General features: G+C 70.0%; 12 protein-coding genes. 7 read left to right on the top strand and 5 right to left on the bottom strand.

The genetic code is table 11. From position 1 onward, the window contains the following. Window positions 1-56: 56 nt before the first annotated feature. The 5 genes from valS to Rai3103_RS16730 form a co-directional block, all read right to left on the bottom strand. A complete protein-coding gene (valS, locus tag Rai3103_RS16750) occupies window positions 57-2,672 on the bottom strand; it encodes a valine--tRNA ligase (protein WP_153573517.1) in 2,616 nt (871 codons plus the stop codon). Window positions 2,673-2,745: 73 nt separating this feature from the next. Further along, window positions 2,746-3,531 (bottom strand): DsbA family protein, encoded by a 786-nt coding sequence (locus tag Rai3103_RS16745; RefSeq protein ID WP_153573516.1) that lies wholly within the window; start codon window positions 3,529-3,531, stop codon window positions 2,746-2,748. Window positions 3,532-3,603: 72 nt separating this feature from the next. After that, on the bottom strand, window positions 3,604-4,167 hold the full coding sequence (locus Rai3103_RS16740) for a MauE/DoxX family redox-associated membrane protein (protein ID WP_153573515.1): 564 nt from the start codon (window positions 4,165-4,167) through the stop codon (window positions 3,604-3,606). A gap of 44 nt (window positions 4,168-4,211) precedes the next feature. Beyond that, window positions 4,212-4,913, bottom strand: a complete 702-nt coding sequence (locus tag Rai3103_RS16735; protein ID WP_194793190.1) for a YcnI family protein — start codon at window positions 4,911-4,913, stop codon at window positions 4,212-4,214. A gap of 2 nt (window positions 4,914-4,915) precedes the next feature. Continuing rightward, entirely contained in the window at window positions 4,916-6,703 is a 1,788-nt protein-coding gene (locus tag Rai3103_RS16730; RefSeq protein WP_153573513.1) for a copper resistance CopC/CopD family protein, read from the bottom strand. Between the two features lie 137 nt (window positions 6,704-6,840). On the opposite strand from Rai3103_RS16730, the gene Rai3103_RS16725 reads away from it, so the two are divergent. The 7 genes from Rai3103_RS16725 to Rai3103_RS16695 all read left to right on the top strand — a co-directional run bounded on the left by Rai3103_RS16725 (window position 6,841) and on the right by Rai3103_RS16695 (window position 14,792). Further along, on the top strand, window positions 6,841-8,355 hold the full coding sequence (locus Rai3103_RS16725; RefSeq protein WP_153573512.1) for a bifunctional folylpolyglutamate synthase/dihydrofolate synthase: 1,515 nt from the start codon (window positions 6,841-6,843) through the stop codon (window positions 8,353-8,355). A 2-nt stretch (window positions 8,356-8,357) separates the two neighbouring features. Then, window positions 8,358-8,699 carry a DUF4233 domain-containing protein gene (locus Rai3103_RS16720; RefSeq protein ID WP_228489013.1) on the top strand — a complete coding sequence of 114 codons (342 nt, stop codon included), beginning with the start codon at window positions 8,358-8,360 and terminating at the stop codon, window positions 8,697-8,699. Between the two features lie 88 nt (window positions 8,700-8,787). Continuing rightward, complete coding sequence (gene ndk / locus Rai3103_RS16715) at window positions 8,788-9,222, top strand: nucleoside-diphosphate kinase (protein WP_153573511.1); 435 nt, start codon at window positions 8,788-8,790, stop codon at window positions 9,220-9,222. Continuing rightward, complete coding sequence (locus Rai3103_RS16710) at window positions 9,219-12,206, top strand: Na+/H+ antiporter subunit A (protein WP_153573510.1); 2,988 nt, start codon at window positions 9,219-9,221, stop codon at window positions 12,204-12,206. The genes ndk and Rai3103_RS16710 overlap by 4 nt, the downstream gene beginning before the upstream one ends. Further along, the gene (locus tag Rai3103_RS16705; protein ID WP_153573509.1) at window positions 12,206-12,691 is read left to right on the top strand and encodes a Na(+)/H(+) antiporter subunit C; all 486 of its coding nucleotides are present in this window, start codon (window positions 12,206-12,208) and stop codon (window positions 12,689-12,691) included. Before Rai3103_RS16710 ends, Rai3103_RS16705 begins: the two co-directional genes overlap by 1 nt. Continuing rightward, a complete protein-coding gene (locus Rai3103_RS16700) occupies window positions 12,688-14,208 on the top strand; it encodes a Na+/H+ antiporter subunit D (protein WP_153573508.1) in 1,521 nt (506 codons plus the stop codon). The genes Rai3103_RS16705 and Rai3103_RS16700 overlap by 4 nt, the downstream gene beginning before the upstream one ends. Further along, on the top strand, window positions 14,205-14,792 hold the full coding sequence (locus Rai3103_RS16695) for a Na+/H+ antiporter subunit E (protein ID WP_153573507.1): 588 nt from the start codon (window positions 14,205-14,207) through the stop codon (window positions 14,790-14,792). Before Rai3103_RS16700 ends, Rai3103_RS16695 begins: the two co-directional genes overlap by 4 nt. Window positions 14,793-14,810 lie beyond the last annotated feature (18 nt).

Here is a 14,810-nt window from a genome sequence, read left to right as displayed (position 1 = left end):
ACCGCACCCGGTTCGTGGCGTAGCCGGGCCTCGAGGTCCGGCTACGCCGCTGGAGCTCAGGCCTCCTCGGGCTCCAGTTCGACCTCCGCAGCGATCGGTCCCTCACCCGTCACCCAGCTGATCTCTCCGACGATCCGGCCCACCGCCCGCAGGTCGGCCTCGACTCCTTGCAGCAGGGCGATCGAGTCGCGCGGACCGCTTATCGTCACTGCGGTGATCTGCGTCTTCATCGATCGCTTGGCGGAGGACTTGGCCCCGCGCAGCAGTTCGAGTGCGGCAGCCACGTCGGTGAGCACGTCCGGGTCACCCACGCCGGACAGGCCGTCGGTCAGTTCCCCGGGGGTGGGCCAGCTGGCGCGGTGCACCGAGCCCTCCTGCCACCACGACCAGACCTCCTCCGTCACAAACGGCATGATCGGGGCGAAGAGCCGCAGCTGCACCTTGAGAGCCAAGGCCAGAGCGTTCTGCGCCGAGGCGGCGGCCGCCTCGCCCTGGGCGCCGTACGCCCGCTCCTTGACCAGCTCGAGATAGTCGTCGCAGAACTGCCAGAAGAACTTCTCCGCGGTCTCCAGTGCCATCGAGTAGTCGTACGCCTCGAACGCATCGGTCGCCCGGCGGACGACGTCGGCCAATGCCGTCAGCATGGCGAGGTCCGCCGACTGGGTGACCTTCGTCGGATCGGTCGAGGTGCCGTAACCGAGGACGAACTTCGAGGCGTTGAGGATCTTCATCGCCAGGCGGCGACCGACCTTCATCTGCTTCTCGTCGAACGGCGAGTCCATGCCCGGGCGAGCCATCGCGGCACGCCACCGCACGGCGTCAGCGCCGAACTTCTCCAGGATCTCCGACGGCACCACGACGTTGCCCTTGGACTTCGACATCTTCTTGCGGTCCGGGTCGACCACGAAGCCGGAGATCGTCGCGCGGGCCCACGGCAGCGAGTCGAACTCGAGGTGCGACCGCACGATCCGGGAGAAGAGCCAGGTGCGGATGATGTCGTGCGCCTGGGGTGCCATGTCCATCGGGAAGACCTTCCCGAACAGCTCCTCGTCGCGCCCCCAACCGCCGGCGATCTGCGGGGTGAGGGATGAGGTGGCCCAGGTGTCCATCACATCCGGGTCGGCGACGAAACCGCCGGGCTGGTTGCGCTGGCTCTCCTCGAAGCCGGCCGGGCATTCGGAGGCCGGGTCGACCGGGAGGTGCGCCTCGTCGGCGAGGATGGGGTGGTCGTAGTCCGGTTCGCCGTCGGCGTCGAGCGGGTACCAGACCGGGAACGGGACACCGAAGTAGCGCTGGCGCGAGATCAGCCAGTCGCCGTTCAGGCCGCCGACCCAGTCCTCGTAGCGGTGGCGCATGTGGGCCGGGACCCAGTCGAGTTCCTCGCCGCGCTTGAGCAGGGCCTGCTTGAGGTCCTCGTCGTGGCCGCCGTTGCTGATGTACCACTGTCGGGTCGAGACGATCTCGAGCGGCTTGTCGCCCTTCTCGTAGAAGTTCGCCTTGCGCTGCGTCGGCTCCGGCTCGCGGATGAGTTCGCCGTTCTCACGCAGCATCGCGACGGTCTCCTCGCGCGCCGAGTGCGTGGTCTTCCCGGCGATCCGTTCGTAGGCGGCGGCGTTGACGACCCACTCAGGGGTCTCGCGGGACAGCCGACCGTCACGGCCGATGATCGTGCGGGTCGGCAGGTTCAGTTCGCGCCACCACGTGACGTCCGTGAGGTCGCCGAACGTACAGCACATCGCGATGCCCGAACCCTTGTCCGGTTCCGCGTCACGGTGGGCGAGGACCGGCACCTCGACGCCGAAGACCGGCGTCTTCACGGTGGTGCCGAACAGCGGCTGGTAGCGCTCGTCGTCGGGGTGGGCGATCAGCGCGCAACACGCGGCGAGGAGCTCGGGGCGGGTCGTCTCGATGACGACCTCACCGCCGTCGGCCTTGTGGAAGTTCAGCGCGTGATAGAAGCCCGGGTAGTCACGGGCCTCGAGTTCGGCCTGGGCCACCGCGGTCTGGAAGGTGATGTCCCACATCGTCGGCGCCTCGGACATGTAGGCCTCGCCGCGCTCATGGTTGTGCAGGAAGGCGCGCTGCGCGACGGCCTGCGACTCATCGGAGATCGTCGTGTAGAGGAGGCTCCAGTCGACCGACAGCCCGACGTGCTTCCACAGGTTCTCGAACACCTGCTCATCCACGGCCGTCAGCTCGTGGCAGAGCTCGACGAAGTTGCGGCGGCTGATCGACACCTGGCGCTTCGGGTCCGGCTTGGCCGGCGGGGTGAAGTCGCTGTCGTACGGGATGGACGGGTCGCAGCGGACCCCGTAGTAGTTCTGCACCCGGCGCTCGGTCGGCAGGCCGTTGTCGTCCCACCCGATCGGGTAGAAGACCTCCTTGCCGCGCATCCGCTGGTAACGGGCGACGACGTCGGTGTGGGTGTAGGAGAACACGTGCCCCACGTGCAACGACCCGGAGACGGTGGGCGGGGGAGTGTCGATGGAGAAGACCGACTCACGCGACGCCGTACGGTCGAACGCGTACGTTCCGGCCTCGTCCCAGCGGGTGCCCCAGGCGTCCTCGAGTCCCTCGAGGGCGGGCTTCTCCGGTACTCGGGCCGCGCCTACCGACGTGCCCGTGGTGTGCGGGGCCGTGGTGGACGGGGGCTTCCGGAGGGCATCGCTCATGGGGTGCATCTTACGGACAGGGCTCGCCCCCACGCACATCCGGGGCGGGGGCGAGAAGACTGTCAGGAGTGGGTCACTTGGCCGCGGCAGCCTTGGCCACGGCGTCCGGGAACTGGTCGGGCGCGGTCATCGTCGACAGGTCGAGGTTCTTGCCGTTCACGCGGACCGTGGGAGTACTCGTGATGCCGTCCTTCGCCGCGGCGGTGTTCGTCTGCTGTGCGAAGCCCTTGAAGGTGCCGGCGTCGAAACACTTCTGGAACTGGGTCAGCTGGTCACCGTTCATGCCGAGCTGACTCGGCAGCTGGTTGCGCAGCAGGTCGTCGGTGTAACCCTGCCCCTCCTTGGCCGGCTGGTTGTTGAACACCAGTTGGTGGTAGGCCGGGTAGTCCCCGCCTGCCTGGGCGTAGCAGGCGGCGGCGTTGGCGGCGCGCAGCGAGGCGTCGTTGCGCAGGTTGGTGTCGAGGAAGATCATCGGCCGATAGATGAGCTGGTAGTCGCCCTTCTGGGCGCCGCCGAGGATGTACTGGCCGGCCGAGCGCTCCAGGCTCCCGCAGCCGGGGCACTGGTAGTCGAAGAACAGTTCGACGACAGGCTTGCCCTCGGCCTTACCAGGATTGACGATGATGCCGTTGCCGGCGGACGTCGTGTTCGGGGGCAGGATCCCGTTCGCCGACTGCTTGCCACGGCTCTGAGCCAACACCAGCCCGCCGATCACGAGAACGGCCACGACCACCACCGACAGGGCGGTGATGACGATCTTGCGGGTCCGGGCGCGCTGCGCGGCGGCCTCCGCCTCGGCGCGCATCTGGGCGCGACGGTTGGTCGCGGACGTGGGGCCTGCCTGGTTCTTGCTGCTCATCGAGGGCCTTTTCTGGTCGTGGGCGGGCGGGTCGGATCCCGGCCGTCGTACACGGCCGGAAGGGGGCGGGCCTCAGTCGGTCCCGTCGCTGTGGTCGTCGGGCAGGACGAGCGGGAGACCGAACAGCCGGTGCTCCACAGCGAAGGGTGTGCGGGGGCGGACGACGAGGAACACACCCAACGCCATCAGGCCGACGTCGCGGAGGATCTCCAGGCCGTACTTCGTCTGGTTGGCCGCGACCTGGCCGCCGCCACCGAAGCAGCCGCAGTCGATCGTCAGCCCCCGCACCCACGCCTGAGTGATGCCGGTGATGAACGCGGCCATGAAGAGGCCGCCGATCAGCGCCGCCCATCGGGTGAACAGGCCGGCGATCAGCAGCAGCCCGACGATGATCTCCAGCGGAGGCAGCGCGTAGCCGACGACGACGGCAAGGTCGTACGGTAGGATCTGGTATCCCCGCACCGCGAGCACGGACTGCTCCAGATCACTGACCTTGAGGGCGCCGGCCACGACGAGCACACCACCCAGGCCGAGACGGCACGCCAGACCGATCCAGTCGAGCAGGTGCCGCTCCGACGTCGGTCGTGCCACAGCCTCGCTGTCCGTGGTGCCGAGAGGTGGTGTGGCTGGACTCATGACCGGGAGTCTAACGTGCCCGGTTCCGTCGCCCCTTATCCGCGTCAATGCCTTCCGCGCGCCAGCAGCGTCCGTACGGCGACCACGACACCGGCCACGGCGAAGATCGCGACGAGGGCGATCCAGGGCCAGGGCGACGAGGACCCTGCCGTCGCGGATGCCGGGCTCGGGGAGGCGGTGGCCGCTGTGCTGGCCACGGGGGATGCGCTGGCGCTCTGGCCGGCGGGGACGGTGAGTGTGAGGACGGGAGCCGGATTCTCCGGCTCGGCCTGACCGTCGGCGGCCACCTCGATCCAGGCGACCGTCGAGCCGTCCGAGTAATGCTGGATGGCCTTGAACGTCAGGGAGGAGACCCCGTCGGGCAGCTTGTCCACCCTGATCGCGAAGGGCTTCTCCTCCGTGCCGGTGATCGTGCCGCCGGAGAACGTCACCCGGTCGGCGACCTCGGTGACCGGGCCGGACCGGCCCGGTACCGGGGTGGAGACCGTCCGGCTGGTCACGGTCGGGGTGAATCCGTTCTGCGGAACGGCGGAGACCCCGACCAGCGGATGATCGCTGGGGAGCACCAGGTCGACCGAGGTGGTCGAGAGCCCGGCCTTCTCGTTCGGGACCGAGAAGGTCAGCGTGACGTCGGTGGCGCCGGCGGTGGCCTTGTCGCTCTTCACTTCGACGTGGGCGAACGCGGTGGCGGTGCCCGCGGCGAGGAGAGCCAGCCCCGCGACGGCGGTGGCGAGGATTCTTCTCATCGTCATGTGATGGTGACCTTCGTGGAGAGGGCGGTGGCGTCCAGTTCTGACGTCCGGATGGTGAGCCGTATGGTCCAGCTCCCGACTGAGGGGAAGCTGACCGGGAAGTCGGTGCGTCCGTCCGCTGAGGCACCGGAACCGTTCGCCGGCACGAGGGCGATCGGGGCCGCGTCGGACGATGACGCGGTGATCGTCGCTGTCATGGCCTGTACTCCGATCGGGGCCCCGTCCGGTGAGGTGACCCGGACCCGCAGCGTGGTGTCGCCGACCTTGGGCTTCGCGATGTAGACATCCGTCCTCGTACCCGGGGCGGTGACGGTGGTGTGGAAGGGAGGCGCGTAGTCCTGCCGGGCGGTCGGGACGCCGACCAGGGCCGAGGTCAACCCCAGGACGACCAGCGCGATGACGACCTCGGCGGAGACTCCCCGGCGCAGGCGCGACACGTCCCGAGGGCCGTACGTCACCGGGCCGGGGCCGGTGGGGGCGTCCCGGCCGTCCGGGACGGTGGCATCCGCCGCCGGCCCCGCGAGGTGACGGCGGACCCACAGGCGACCCAGGTTGCCGAGGGCGACGAGCACGACGACAGCGGACACCTTGAGCAGGAGCAGCCTGCCGTAGTCCGTCGTCGTCAGTGCTCCGAAAGAGAGGCCGACCTCGCGGAGCGTCAGGTAGCCGCCCGTCGCCACGATGACCAGCACGCTGGTGAAAGCGAGCCGGGAGAACGCCGGCATGACCACCGCCACCTCGGCGTGCCGTCCGGGCGCCGCGACCGCCGTCACCACCAGGGCCAGGCCGCCCAACCACAGCGACATCGCCGCCAGGTGCAGGACCTTGACGCCGATCGCCAGTGGGGCGAGGTCACCGGTCGCCGAATGTCCGGCCAGGGCCGAGGTCACCAGGAGCCCGAGCCAGGCGAGGACCGTGGCGCCGATCAGGAGGAGTGGGCGCCGCCCGCCTGGCGCCGCCCGGACAGCCCCGGCGGGCCCGACACTCGGGCGGCCCGATTCCATCGGCCCCTGGAACAGGGCGGCGACCAGGATGGTCACCAGCGCGATCGTCAGGTAGAAGCGGAGATCGGTCAGCAGGTCGAAGCGCGGCGAATGGGTGTCCAGATCGTCCGGTGACATCCAGAGCGTGCTGAACGGGAGCCCGGTGACCTGCAGTGCGAGGTACAACCGGGCTCCGACCGTGCTGACGAACAGCAGCCCCAGACCCGTCCAGATCAGCGTCTGCACCCGACGGTCCGACAGCCCAGCCGGCCACAGGACCAGGACCGCGAAGAGGAGCGCCGGACCGAGCGCCAGACCGACGTAACCCAAGCCGTGCGTGAGCCCCAGGAGTGCCGTCAGTGTGGTGCTCCGGGCGCCTGCGCCGGGCGCCGTCCCGGTGACCGTCGTCGGGGCGCCTATGGAGAAGCGGAACGATCCGGAGACCGCGTGCGTGTCCTCTGAGATGACCCGCCAGGACACCGTGTACGTGCCGGGGGCCAGCCGTGGCGGCAGTGAGACGGACACGCTCGTCCCACCCGAGTCACCCTCCAGGGGACCGGTGGCCACGGGCCGGAGGTGGTCGTCGAGGACCGTGAGGGCCGTCGACGCAGGCTGGACCGGTTCGCTGAAGGTCAGGGTCACCCGTGCCGGCGCCGTCGGTATCGTCTCGGCTGCCCTCGGCTCGCTGTCCTGAAGCAGCGTGTGCGCATGGGCGACGGTCGGCAGGGCGACGAGGAGCGCCAGGACGGCCACCAGGGTGGCCAGGAGGCGCCGGGGGCGCAGGTGGCCGGCTGTGCGCATCAGGCCTCCCTCCGCTGTTCGGGTCCACCATGCAGTACCGCCGCGGACGCCGCAAGAACCACTGTCACTGAGGCCGAGACCATGCCGGACGACGAGGCCATGCCGGACGACGAGGAGCGGTCTAGACTCGACGCGCTATGTCTGACATCTCCCGTGACCCGGACTCCCTCCTCGCCGGCGACGCCCGCCACCGTGAACTGGCCGCGCGACTCATGGCCCGGTGGCCCGAACACCGCGTCGGTCCGTCCCTGTCGCGGATCAGCGCGCTGTGCGAGCTGCTGGGCGACCCGCAGCACGCGACGCCGGTGATCCAGATCACCGGCACGAACGGCAAGGGCAGCACCGCCATCATGATCGAAGCCCTGCTGCGCGCGATGGGTCTGCGCACCGGCCGCTTCAGCTCGCCGCACCTGACCGACGTCCGGGAGCGGATCAGCATCGACGGGGCGCCGATCAGCGTCGAGCGCTTCGACGAGGTCTGGGAGGACATTGCCCCGTACGTGGCCATGGTGGACGAGCAGCGGCTGGACGGCATCCCGATGACGTTCTTCGAGGTGATCACGGCGATGGCGTACGCGGCCTTCGCCGATGCTCCGGTCGACGTGGCCATCGTCGAGGTGGGCATGGGTGGGCGCTGGGACGCCACCTCGGTCGCCGATGCCACGGTGGCGGTCTTCACCCCGATCAGCTACGACCACATGCACATCCTGGGCAACACGCTCACCGAGATCGCCACCGAGAAGGCCGGGATCATCAAGGAGGGCAGCCATGTCGTGACGGCGGGCCAGGAGCTCGAGGCGGCCACCGTCCTGCTGCGGCGCGCCACCGAGACCGGGTCGCTGCTCTCGGCGGAGGGCGTGGATTTCGGCCTGATCGACCGAGCCCCCGCGCTCGGTGGGCAGGTGATCGCCGTGAACGCCAGTTCCGGCCCCGTCCGCGACCTGCACCTGCCGCTCTACGGGGAACACATGGCGCACAACGCCGCACTGGCCATCGCCGCGGTGGAAACGTTCCTCGGGATGAAGGCGCTCACCCCGGAGGTGATCCAGGACGGACTCGATCAGGTGATCGCGCCGGGTCGGATGGAGGTGGTCCGGACCTCTCCCACGATCGTCCTCGACTCGGCACACAACCCGCACGGGGCCGCCGCGGTCGTCGCGACGATCCAGGAGGCCTTCACCTTCAATCCGCTGATCGGTGTCGTCGCGGCGATGCGGGACAAGGACGTGCGCCAGGTCCTGGAAACCCTCGAACCGGTGATGCACCAGGTGGTCGTCACCACCGTGGCCGCCACCGACCGAGCCCTCTCGCCGGAGGAACTGGGCGAACTGGCCCGCGAGGTCTTCGGCGGTGACCGGGTGAGCGTCGCGGCGACGATGGCGGACGCGCTGGAGCGGGCCACGATGATCGCCGACACCCTGATGGCCGAAGGCATTGACCCCGAGCTGCTGGCCGGCGAGGAGGACCTGCCCCCGACCCCGGGCATTCTGGTCACCGGCACAGTGATCGGAATCGGCGAGGCACGTGGGATCCTCGTACCCGGCGAGCGAGCCGCGGGGGAGAGCCGCGTCGCCGCCCGGGCCGCCGCCACCGACGACGAGGCCCAACTGGAGATCGGCACCACCGCCTGGGGTGCCGAGGGGGAGGACTGACCGTGCTGCTGCGCAAGGACAACCCGATGATCAGGGTCCTGATGATGACCCTCTACTTCGAGGTCGTCGTGTTCGGCCTGTCGCTGGCGGTGATGATCATGATTGACGGCGTGCGCCCGGTCACGGCCGGCGCCCTCGCCGGCTCGGCCGCAATGCTCGCCCTCGTCGCGGGGGTCACGATCAGGCGTCCGTGCGGTCAGCTGCTCGGCTGGCTGACCCAGTTGGTCGGGATCGCGCTGGGGATCGTCAGCCCGGTGATGTACGTCGTCGGCGCCATCTTCGCGGGTCTGTACGTGGCCTGCTTCGTGCTCGGTCGCCGGATCGAGGCCAGCCGCACCGCCTGAGCCGCACCCCGTGCGTGTCCACCTGCAGCCTCCTCGCCGCGTCCTCGGCACCCGCCGCCCGGCCCACAGCGTCCGCTAGGGTGGCCCCATGACCGAAGCGCAGCGCACCCTCGTCCTGATCAAGCCCGACGCCGTGGCGCGGGGACTCGTCGGCACGATCCTGGAGCGCTACGAACGGAAGTCCCTGCGGATCGTGGCGCTGGAGCTGCGGACGATCGACGCGGCCCTGTCCGATGCGCACTACGCCGAGCACCTCGAGCGGGCGTTCTACCCCGATCTGCGGGACTTCATCACGTCCGGCCCGCTCGTCGCCCTCGTCCTCGAAGGTGACCAGGCGGTGGAGGCGGTCCGCGGGCTCAACGGCGCCACCGATGGCCGCAAGGCCGCCCCCGGCACCATTCGTGGTGACTGGGCCCTGTCGAACCAGCTGAACCTTGTCCACGGGTCCGACAGCCCGGAAAGCGCTGCCCGCGAGATCGCCCTCTGGTTCCCCTCCCTGGCCTCCGGGCCGGGCGGTCAGTGACGTCGCTGATCGCCGTCCACTTCGGACTGGCGATCCTGGCCCCGGCGCTCACCCGCCTGCTGGGCCGGCGCGTCTTTCTGCTGATGGCCCTCGCCCCGGCGGCCACCGCCGTGTGGCTCCTCGGGCTGCACCGCACGATCCTCGGGGGCGGGTCGTACGTCGTGCACCGGGCCTGGGTGCCGGGCATCGGCCTCACGTTCGACCTGCGGATCGGCCTGGTCCAGTGGGTGCTCGGGCTCGTCGTCAGCGTCATCGGCGCGCTCATCCTGGTCTACTGCCGTTGGTACTTCAGCCGCGGCCGGCCGCAGGCCAGGGTGGCCGGGCTGCTGGTGGCCTTCGCCGGGTCGATGCTCGGCCTGGTCAGTGCCGACAACCTGCTCTACCTCTACGTCTTCTGGGAACTGACCACCGTCTTCTCCTACCTGCTCGTCGGCCACAACCCGCTGCGGGCGGCGAACCGCGGCGCGGCGCTGACCGCCCTGGTGGTCACCAGCGCGGGAGGCCTGGCGATGCTGGCCGGCCTGGTGATGCTGGGCGGCTCGGCACACAGCTACTCGCTCGGCGCCGTGGTCGACGCCGCACCGCGGGGGCCGTACGTGGTCGGTGCCGTCCTGTTGGTCCTGCTCGGGGCGCTGACGAAGTCCGCCCAGGTGCCGTTCCACTTCTGGTTGCCCGGAGCGATGGCGGCGCCGACCCCGGTGTCCGCCTACCTGCACTCCGCCGCGATGGTCAAGGCCGGGGTGTACCTCATCGCCGTCTTGGCCCCCGGGTTCGCGGGCGTGCCCGGCTGGCGCCCCCTGCTGATGACGGTGGGCGCATTGACCATGGTCCTCGGGGGGTACCGGGCCTTGCGCCAGGTCGATCTCAAGCTGCTGTTGGCGTACGGCACGGTGTCCCAGCTCGGCTTCCTCATCGTCCTGCTCGGCTCCGGAACGCGGGCCGGCGCGGTCGCCGGGCTCGCCCTGCTCGTGGCGCACGCGGTGTTCAAGTCGACCCTCTTCCTCGCCGTCGGCATCGTCGACCACTCCACCGGGACCCGCGACCTGCGTGAACTCTCCGGTGTGGGCCGTCAGCTGCCCTGGGTCGCCACGGCCGCCACCCTCGCCGGGCTGTCGATGGCGGGACTGCCGCCGACCGCTGGCTACCTGGCCAAGGAGGCCGCCTTCGAAGCGGCCGTGAACTGGGTCGTCGACCCTGCCTCGGACGGTACGGGGATGCTCCCGGGCCCGTCGATCGCGATGACCGGACTGCTCGTCGTGGGGTCGGTTCTCACCGTGGCCTACACCGCCCGCTTCCTGTGGGGAGCCTTCGCCACGAAGCGCACGGTCGCCAAGCCGAGGCCGGTGCACGCGGTGCCGCTCGGGTTCGCCGCTGCCCCCGTGATCCTGGGGGCGGCCAGTCTGGTGCTGGGGTCGGTGGGCCCGGAATGGACGGCGATCATCACGCCCTACGGCGAAGCCCTCGGTGTCGGGGCACGCTCTCACGGGTTGGCGCTGTGGAGCGGCCCCACCCCGGCGCTCGCCCTGTCCGTCTCGGTGTGGGTCCTCGGCGCAGTGATGTTCCTGTTCCGCACCCGCGTGGCGGTGATGCAGGAGACCCTGCCCGCCATCCCACCGGCACAGCAGACGTTCCACCGGCTGATCAGGTGGCTGGACCGGTTCGCGGTCGAGGTGACCGCGCGGGTCCAGCCGGGCTCGCTGCCGCTCTATCTCGCCGCGATCCTGGGGATGCTTGTGCTCTTCACCGGCACCGAGGTCTTCACCCAGACGGGTCTCGGCAGTGGGGTGCGGCTGTGGGACACACCGGTGCAGGCGATCGTCGGTGCGGTGATGTGCGTGGCCGCGTGGCTCGCCGCCAATTCCCGCGGCCGCCTCAAGGCCGTCATCCTCGTCGGCGTCACCGGTTACGGACTGGCCCTCCTCTTCCTCATCCACGGGGCTCCGGACCTGGCGCTCACCCAGGTCCTCACCGAGACCGTCTCGATCGTCGTCTTCGTCCTGGTGCTGCGGAAGCTGCCGAAGTACTTCACCGACCGCCCGCTCACCTCGATGCGCTGGTGGCGCATCGTGCTGGCGACGGCCGTCGGCGCCACCGTCGTCGGCGTGGTGCTGGTGGCCACCACCGCGCGGGTAGCTGAGCCGGTTTCGACAGCGCTGTACACCCAGGCGTGGGAGATCGGCCACGGGACGAACATCGTCAACGTCACCCTCGTCGACGCCCGCGCCTGGGACACCTTCGGTGAGATCTCCGTGCTGCTGATCGCCGCGACCGGTGTCGCCTCACTGATCTTCATCCGGGCCCGTTACGCCTTCAGGACGCCGGCCGAGACGCGAGAGCTCGCGGCCCAGGAGGTCCGCGGCAAGCGCGGCTATTCCTGGCTGCGGGGTGGGCAGACCCTCTCGCCACTGCGCCGGTCACTGGTGATGGAGGTGGTCACCCGCCTGCTCTTCCCGGTGATGGTGATCGCCTCGGTCTACGTGCTGATGTCCGGCCACCACCACCCCGGTGGTGGCTTCGCCGGCGGCCTGATCGCCGGGCTCGCCCTGGTGCTGCGCTACCTTGCCGGTGGGCGTCACGAACTCGACGACGCGGCCCCCGTCGACGCCGGCATCGTGCTGGGCTCCGGCATGGTCGTGGCGGTCGGGGCTGCCGTCGCGCCGCTGGCGGTCGGCGGCTCGATCCTGGAGTCGTACGCGCTCGACATCCATGTCCCCGCCCTTGCCGAGCTGCATGCCTTCGGGCGGGTCTGGCCACTCCTAGGCGACATCCACGTGGTGACCTCGGTCTTCTTCGACATCGGTGTCTACCTGGTCGTCATCGGCCTGCTGCTCGACATCGCCCGCTCGCTGGGCTCGGGCATCGACGTCCAGACCGAGCAGGATCGCGCTCCGCGACCGGCGGAGGGTGGCGGGGTCCGCGGCGGCCGCAGCGCGCTGCGGCTCCCCGGTCGTCCCTTCGAGGAACCCCAAGAGTCGGAGGTGTGATGGAACCCAACATCACCCTGCTGCTCGTCTCCGGCTTCCTGATCGCGTGCGGGGTCTACCTCCTCCTCGAGCGCTCGCTGACCCGGATCCTGATGGGGATCCTGCTCGCCTCCAACGGCGTCAACCTGCTCTACCCGATCATCGCCGGACGGGCCGGGCTCCCCGCGTTCATCGGCCTCAGTGCAGCGGACCGGATCACCGATCCGCTGCCCCAGGCGATGGTGCTCACCTCGATCGTCATCACCCTGGCGACCACCGCGTTCCTGCTGACGATGGCCTACCGGGCGTTCCAGGTGAACGGCCACGACGAGGTCCAGGACGATGTCGAGGACGCCGTGATCCGGCGCCTGGCCCTGCTCGACGAGGCCTCCGAGTCGTACGACGCCGGCGTCACCCACGGCGAGCCGGGTGAGGAAGCGGGCAGCGACACCCACGAGACGACTGGGGCGGCACGACCGGGCGATCCGCGGGAGGGCGACCGATGAGCTGGCTGGTGCCGATGCCGATCCTGCTCGCCCTGTTCGGCGCGGGACTCACGCTGATCCTGGGACGGCGACCGATGGCGCAGCGCGCCGTCTCGGTGAGCGTGCTGTCGGCGATCGTCGCCGTCGCGGGCGGATTGGTGTACCTGGCGGACCGTGACGGACCCCAGGTGACCTGGGTCGCCGGCTGGCCGGCTCCCCAGGGCATCTCGCTGGTCGCCGACCGACTCTCCACGGTGCTGCTGCTGGTGTCGTCGGTGATCTGCTTGCTGGTCCTGGTGTTCTCCCTGGGGCAGGAAGAGGAACAGCGCCGCCGGGAGACGCCGATCTCCATCTACCACCCAACCTTCCTGGCGCTCACCGCGGGAGTGTCGAACGCCTTCCTGACCGGCGACCTGTTCAACCTCTACGTCGGTTTCGAGATCCTGCTCTTCGCCTCTTTCGTGCTGCTGACCCTGGGCGGCACGGGGGATCGGATCCGCGCCGGAACGACGTACGTGGTGGTGTCGCTGGTCAGCTCGTTGCTCTTCCTGGTCGCGCTGGCGGCGGTGTACGCCGCGACGGGCACGGTCAACATGGCGCTGGCCGGGGTGCGCCTCGCCGCCCTGCCGCCCGAGGTCCAGCAGGTCATCCACCTCCTGCTGATCACCGTCTTCGGCATCAAGGCCGCGGTGTTCCCGCTGTCGGCCTGGTTGCCGGACTCCTATCCCACGGCCCCCGCCCCCGTCACCGCCGTGTTCGCGGGCCTGCTCACCAAGGTCGGGGTCTACGCCATCATCCGGACCCAGACCGTGCTGTTCCCCGAGGGCGCCCTGCGGGTGCCGATGATGGTGATCGGCATCCTCACCATGGTGCTCGGGATCCTCGGCGCGATCGCCCAGGGCGAGATCAAGCGGATCCTGTCGTTCACGCTGGTCAGCCACATCGGCTACATGATCTTCGGGATCGCGCTGGACTCCGAGGCCGGGCTGTCGGCCGCGATCTTCTACACCGTGCACCACATCCTCGTGCAGACGGCGCTGTTCCTCGTCGCCGGGCTGATCGAGCGACGCGGCGGGTCGACCTCACTCAATGAACTGGGTGGCCTGGCCTCCGCCTCCCCGGTGCTCGGGGCCCTGTTCCTGGTGCCCGCGCTCAACCTCGCCGGTATCCCCCCGCTGTCGGGGTTCCTCGGCAAGGTCGGACTCGTACGCGCCGGCGTCGGCACCCACGACTGGCTCGCCGGGGTCGGGGTGGCAGCCGTCCTGCTGACCAGTCTGCTCAGCCTCTTCGCGGTCGCGAAGATCTGGAACCGGGCCTTCTGGCAGGCGATGCCCCTGGCCGAGAACGAGGACGGGAAGATGGTCGAGGCCGGCCTCCCGCTGCAGCCGTCGATGGCTGTCGTCGCGGGCATGCTGGTGGCGGTCGGTCTGGCGCTGACCGTCTTCGGCGGGTCGATGTACGGCTTCACCGACCGTGCGGCCCACGACGCCCGCCACGGTGACTACATCACCGCCGTGCTCCCGCAGGGGGTGCGATGACCCAGGAACGTCGTGGCGCAGCCGCGGAACGTACGCCGACCCGGCGGGCACGGCCGGGAGGCCGCTCCATCCTGATCGGCGTCATCGTCTGGTGCATCCTGTGGGGCCAGGCCGACCTGAAGACGATCCTCGGGGGCCTGGTGGTCACCGGGGCGGTGGCGTGGTTGTTCCCGTTGCCGGTGATCCGCTTCCGGGGGCGGATCCGGGTACTCGCGCTGGTCAGGCTGGTCCTGTTGACCCTGGTCGACCTCACGGTGTCCTCCTGGCGGGTGGCCGTCCTCGCGCTGGCCTGGCGCCGGCCGGTCCGTAGTGCCATCGTCGGGGTGCGGCTGCGGACCAACTCCGACCTGCTGATCGCGATGATCGTCGAGCTCATCGGCCTGGTGCCCGGGTCGGTCGTGGTGGAACAGATGCGGGTCCCGGCCGAGGTCTTCGTCCACGTCCTCGACGTCCGCGACGGTGCGCACCTGGAGGAGGCGTACGCCTCGGTCCGTACGGTCGAGGAGCGGGTCATCCGGGCGTTCGGGACCGACGAGGAGGTCGCGGCACTCGCCGGGCCCCTTTCCGGCCAGGAGCTCGGCTGAGTATGGGGCTTATCAGAT

The sequence above is a fragment of the Raineyella fluvialis genome (assembly GCF_009646095.1).
GTDB classification, from domain to species: Bacteria; Actinomycetota; Actinomycetes; order Propionibacteriales; family Propionibacteriaceae; genus Raineyella; species Raineyella fluvialis.
The sequence above is the reverse complement of the archived record's forward strand: the minus strand, read 5'-3'. Positions and strand labels throughout refer to the sequence as shown.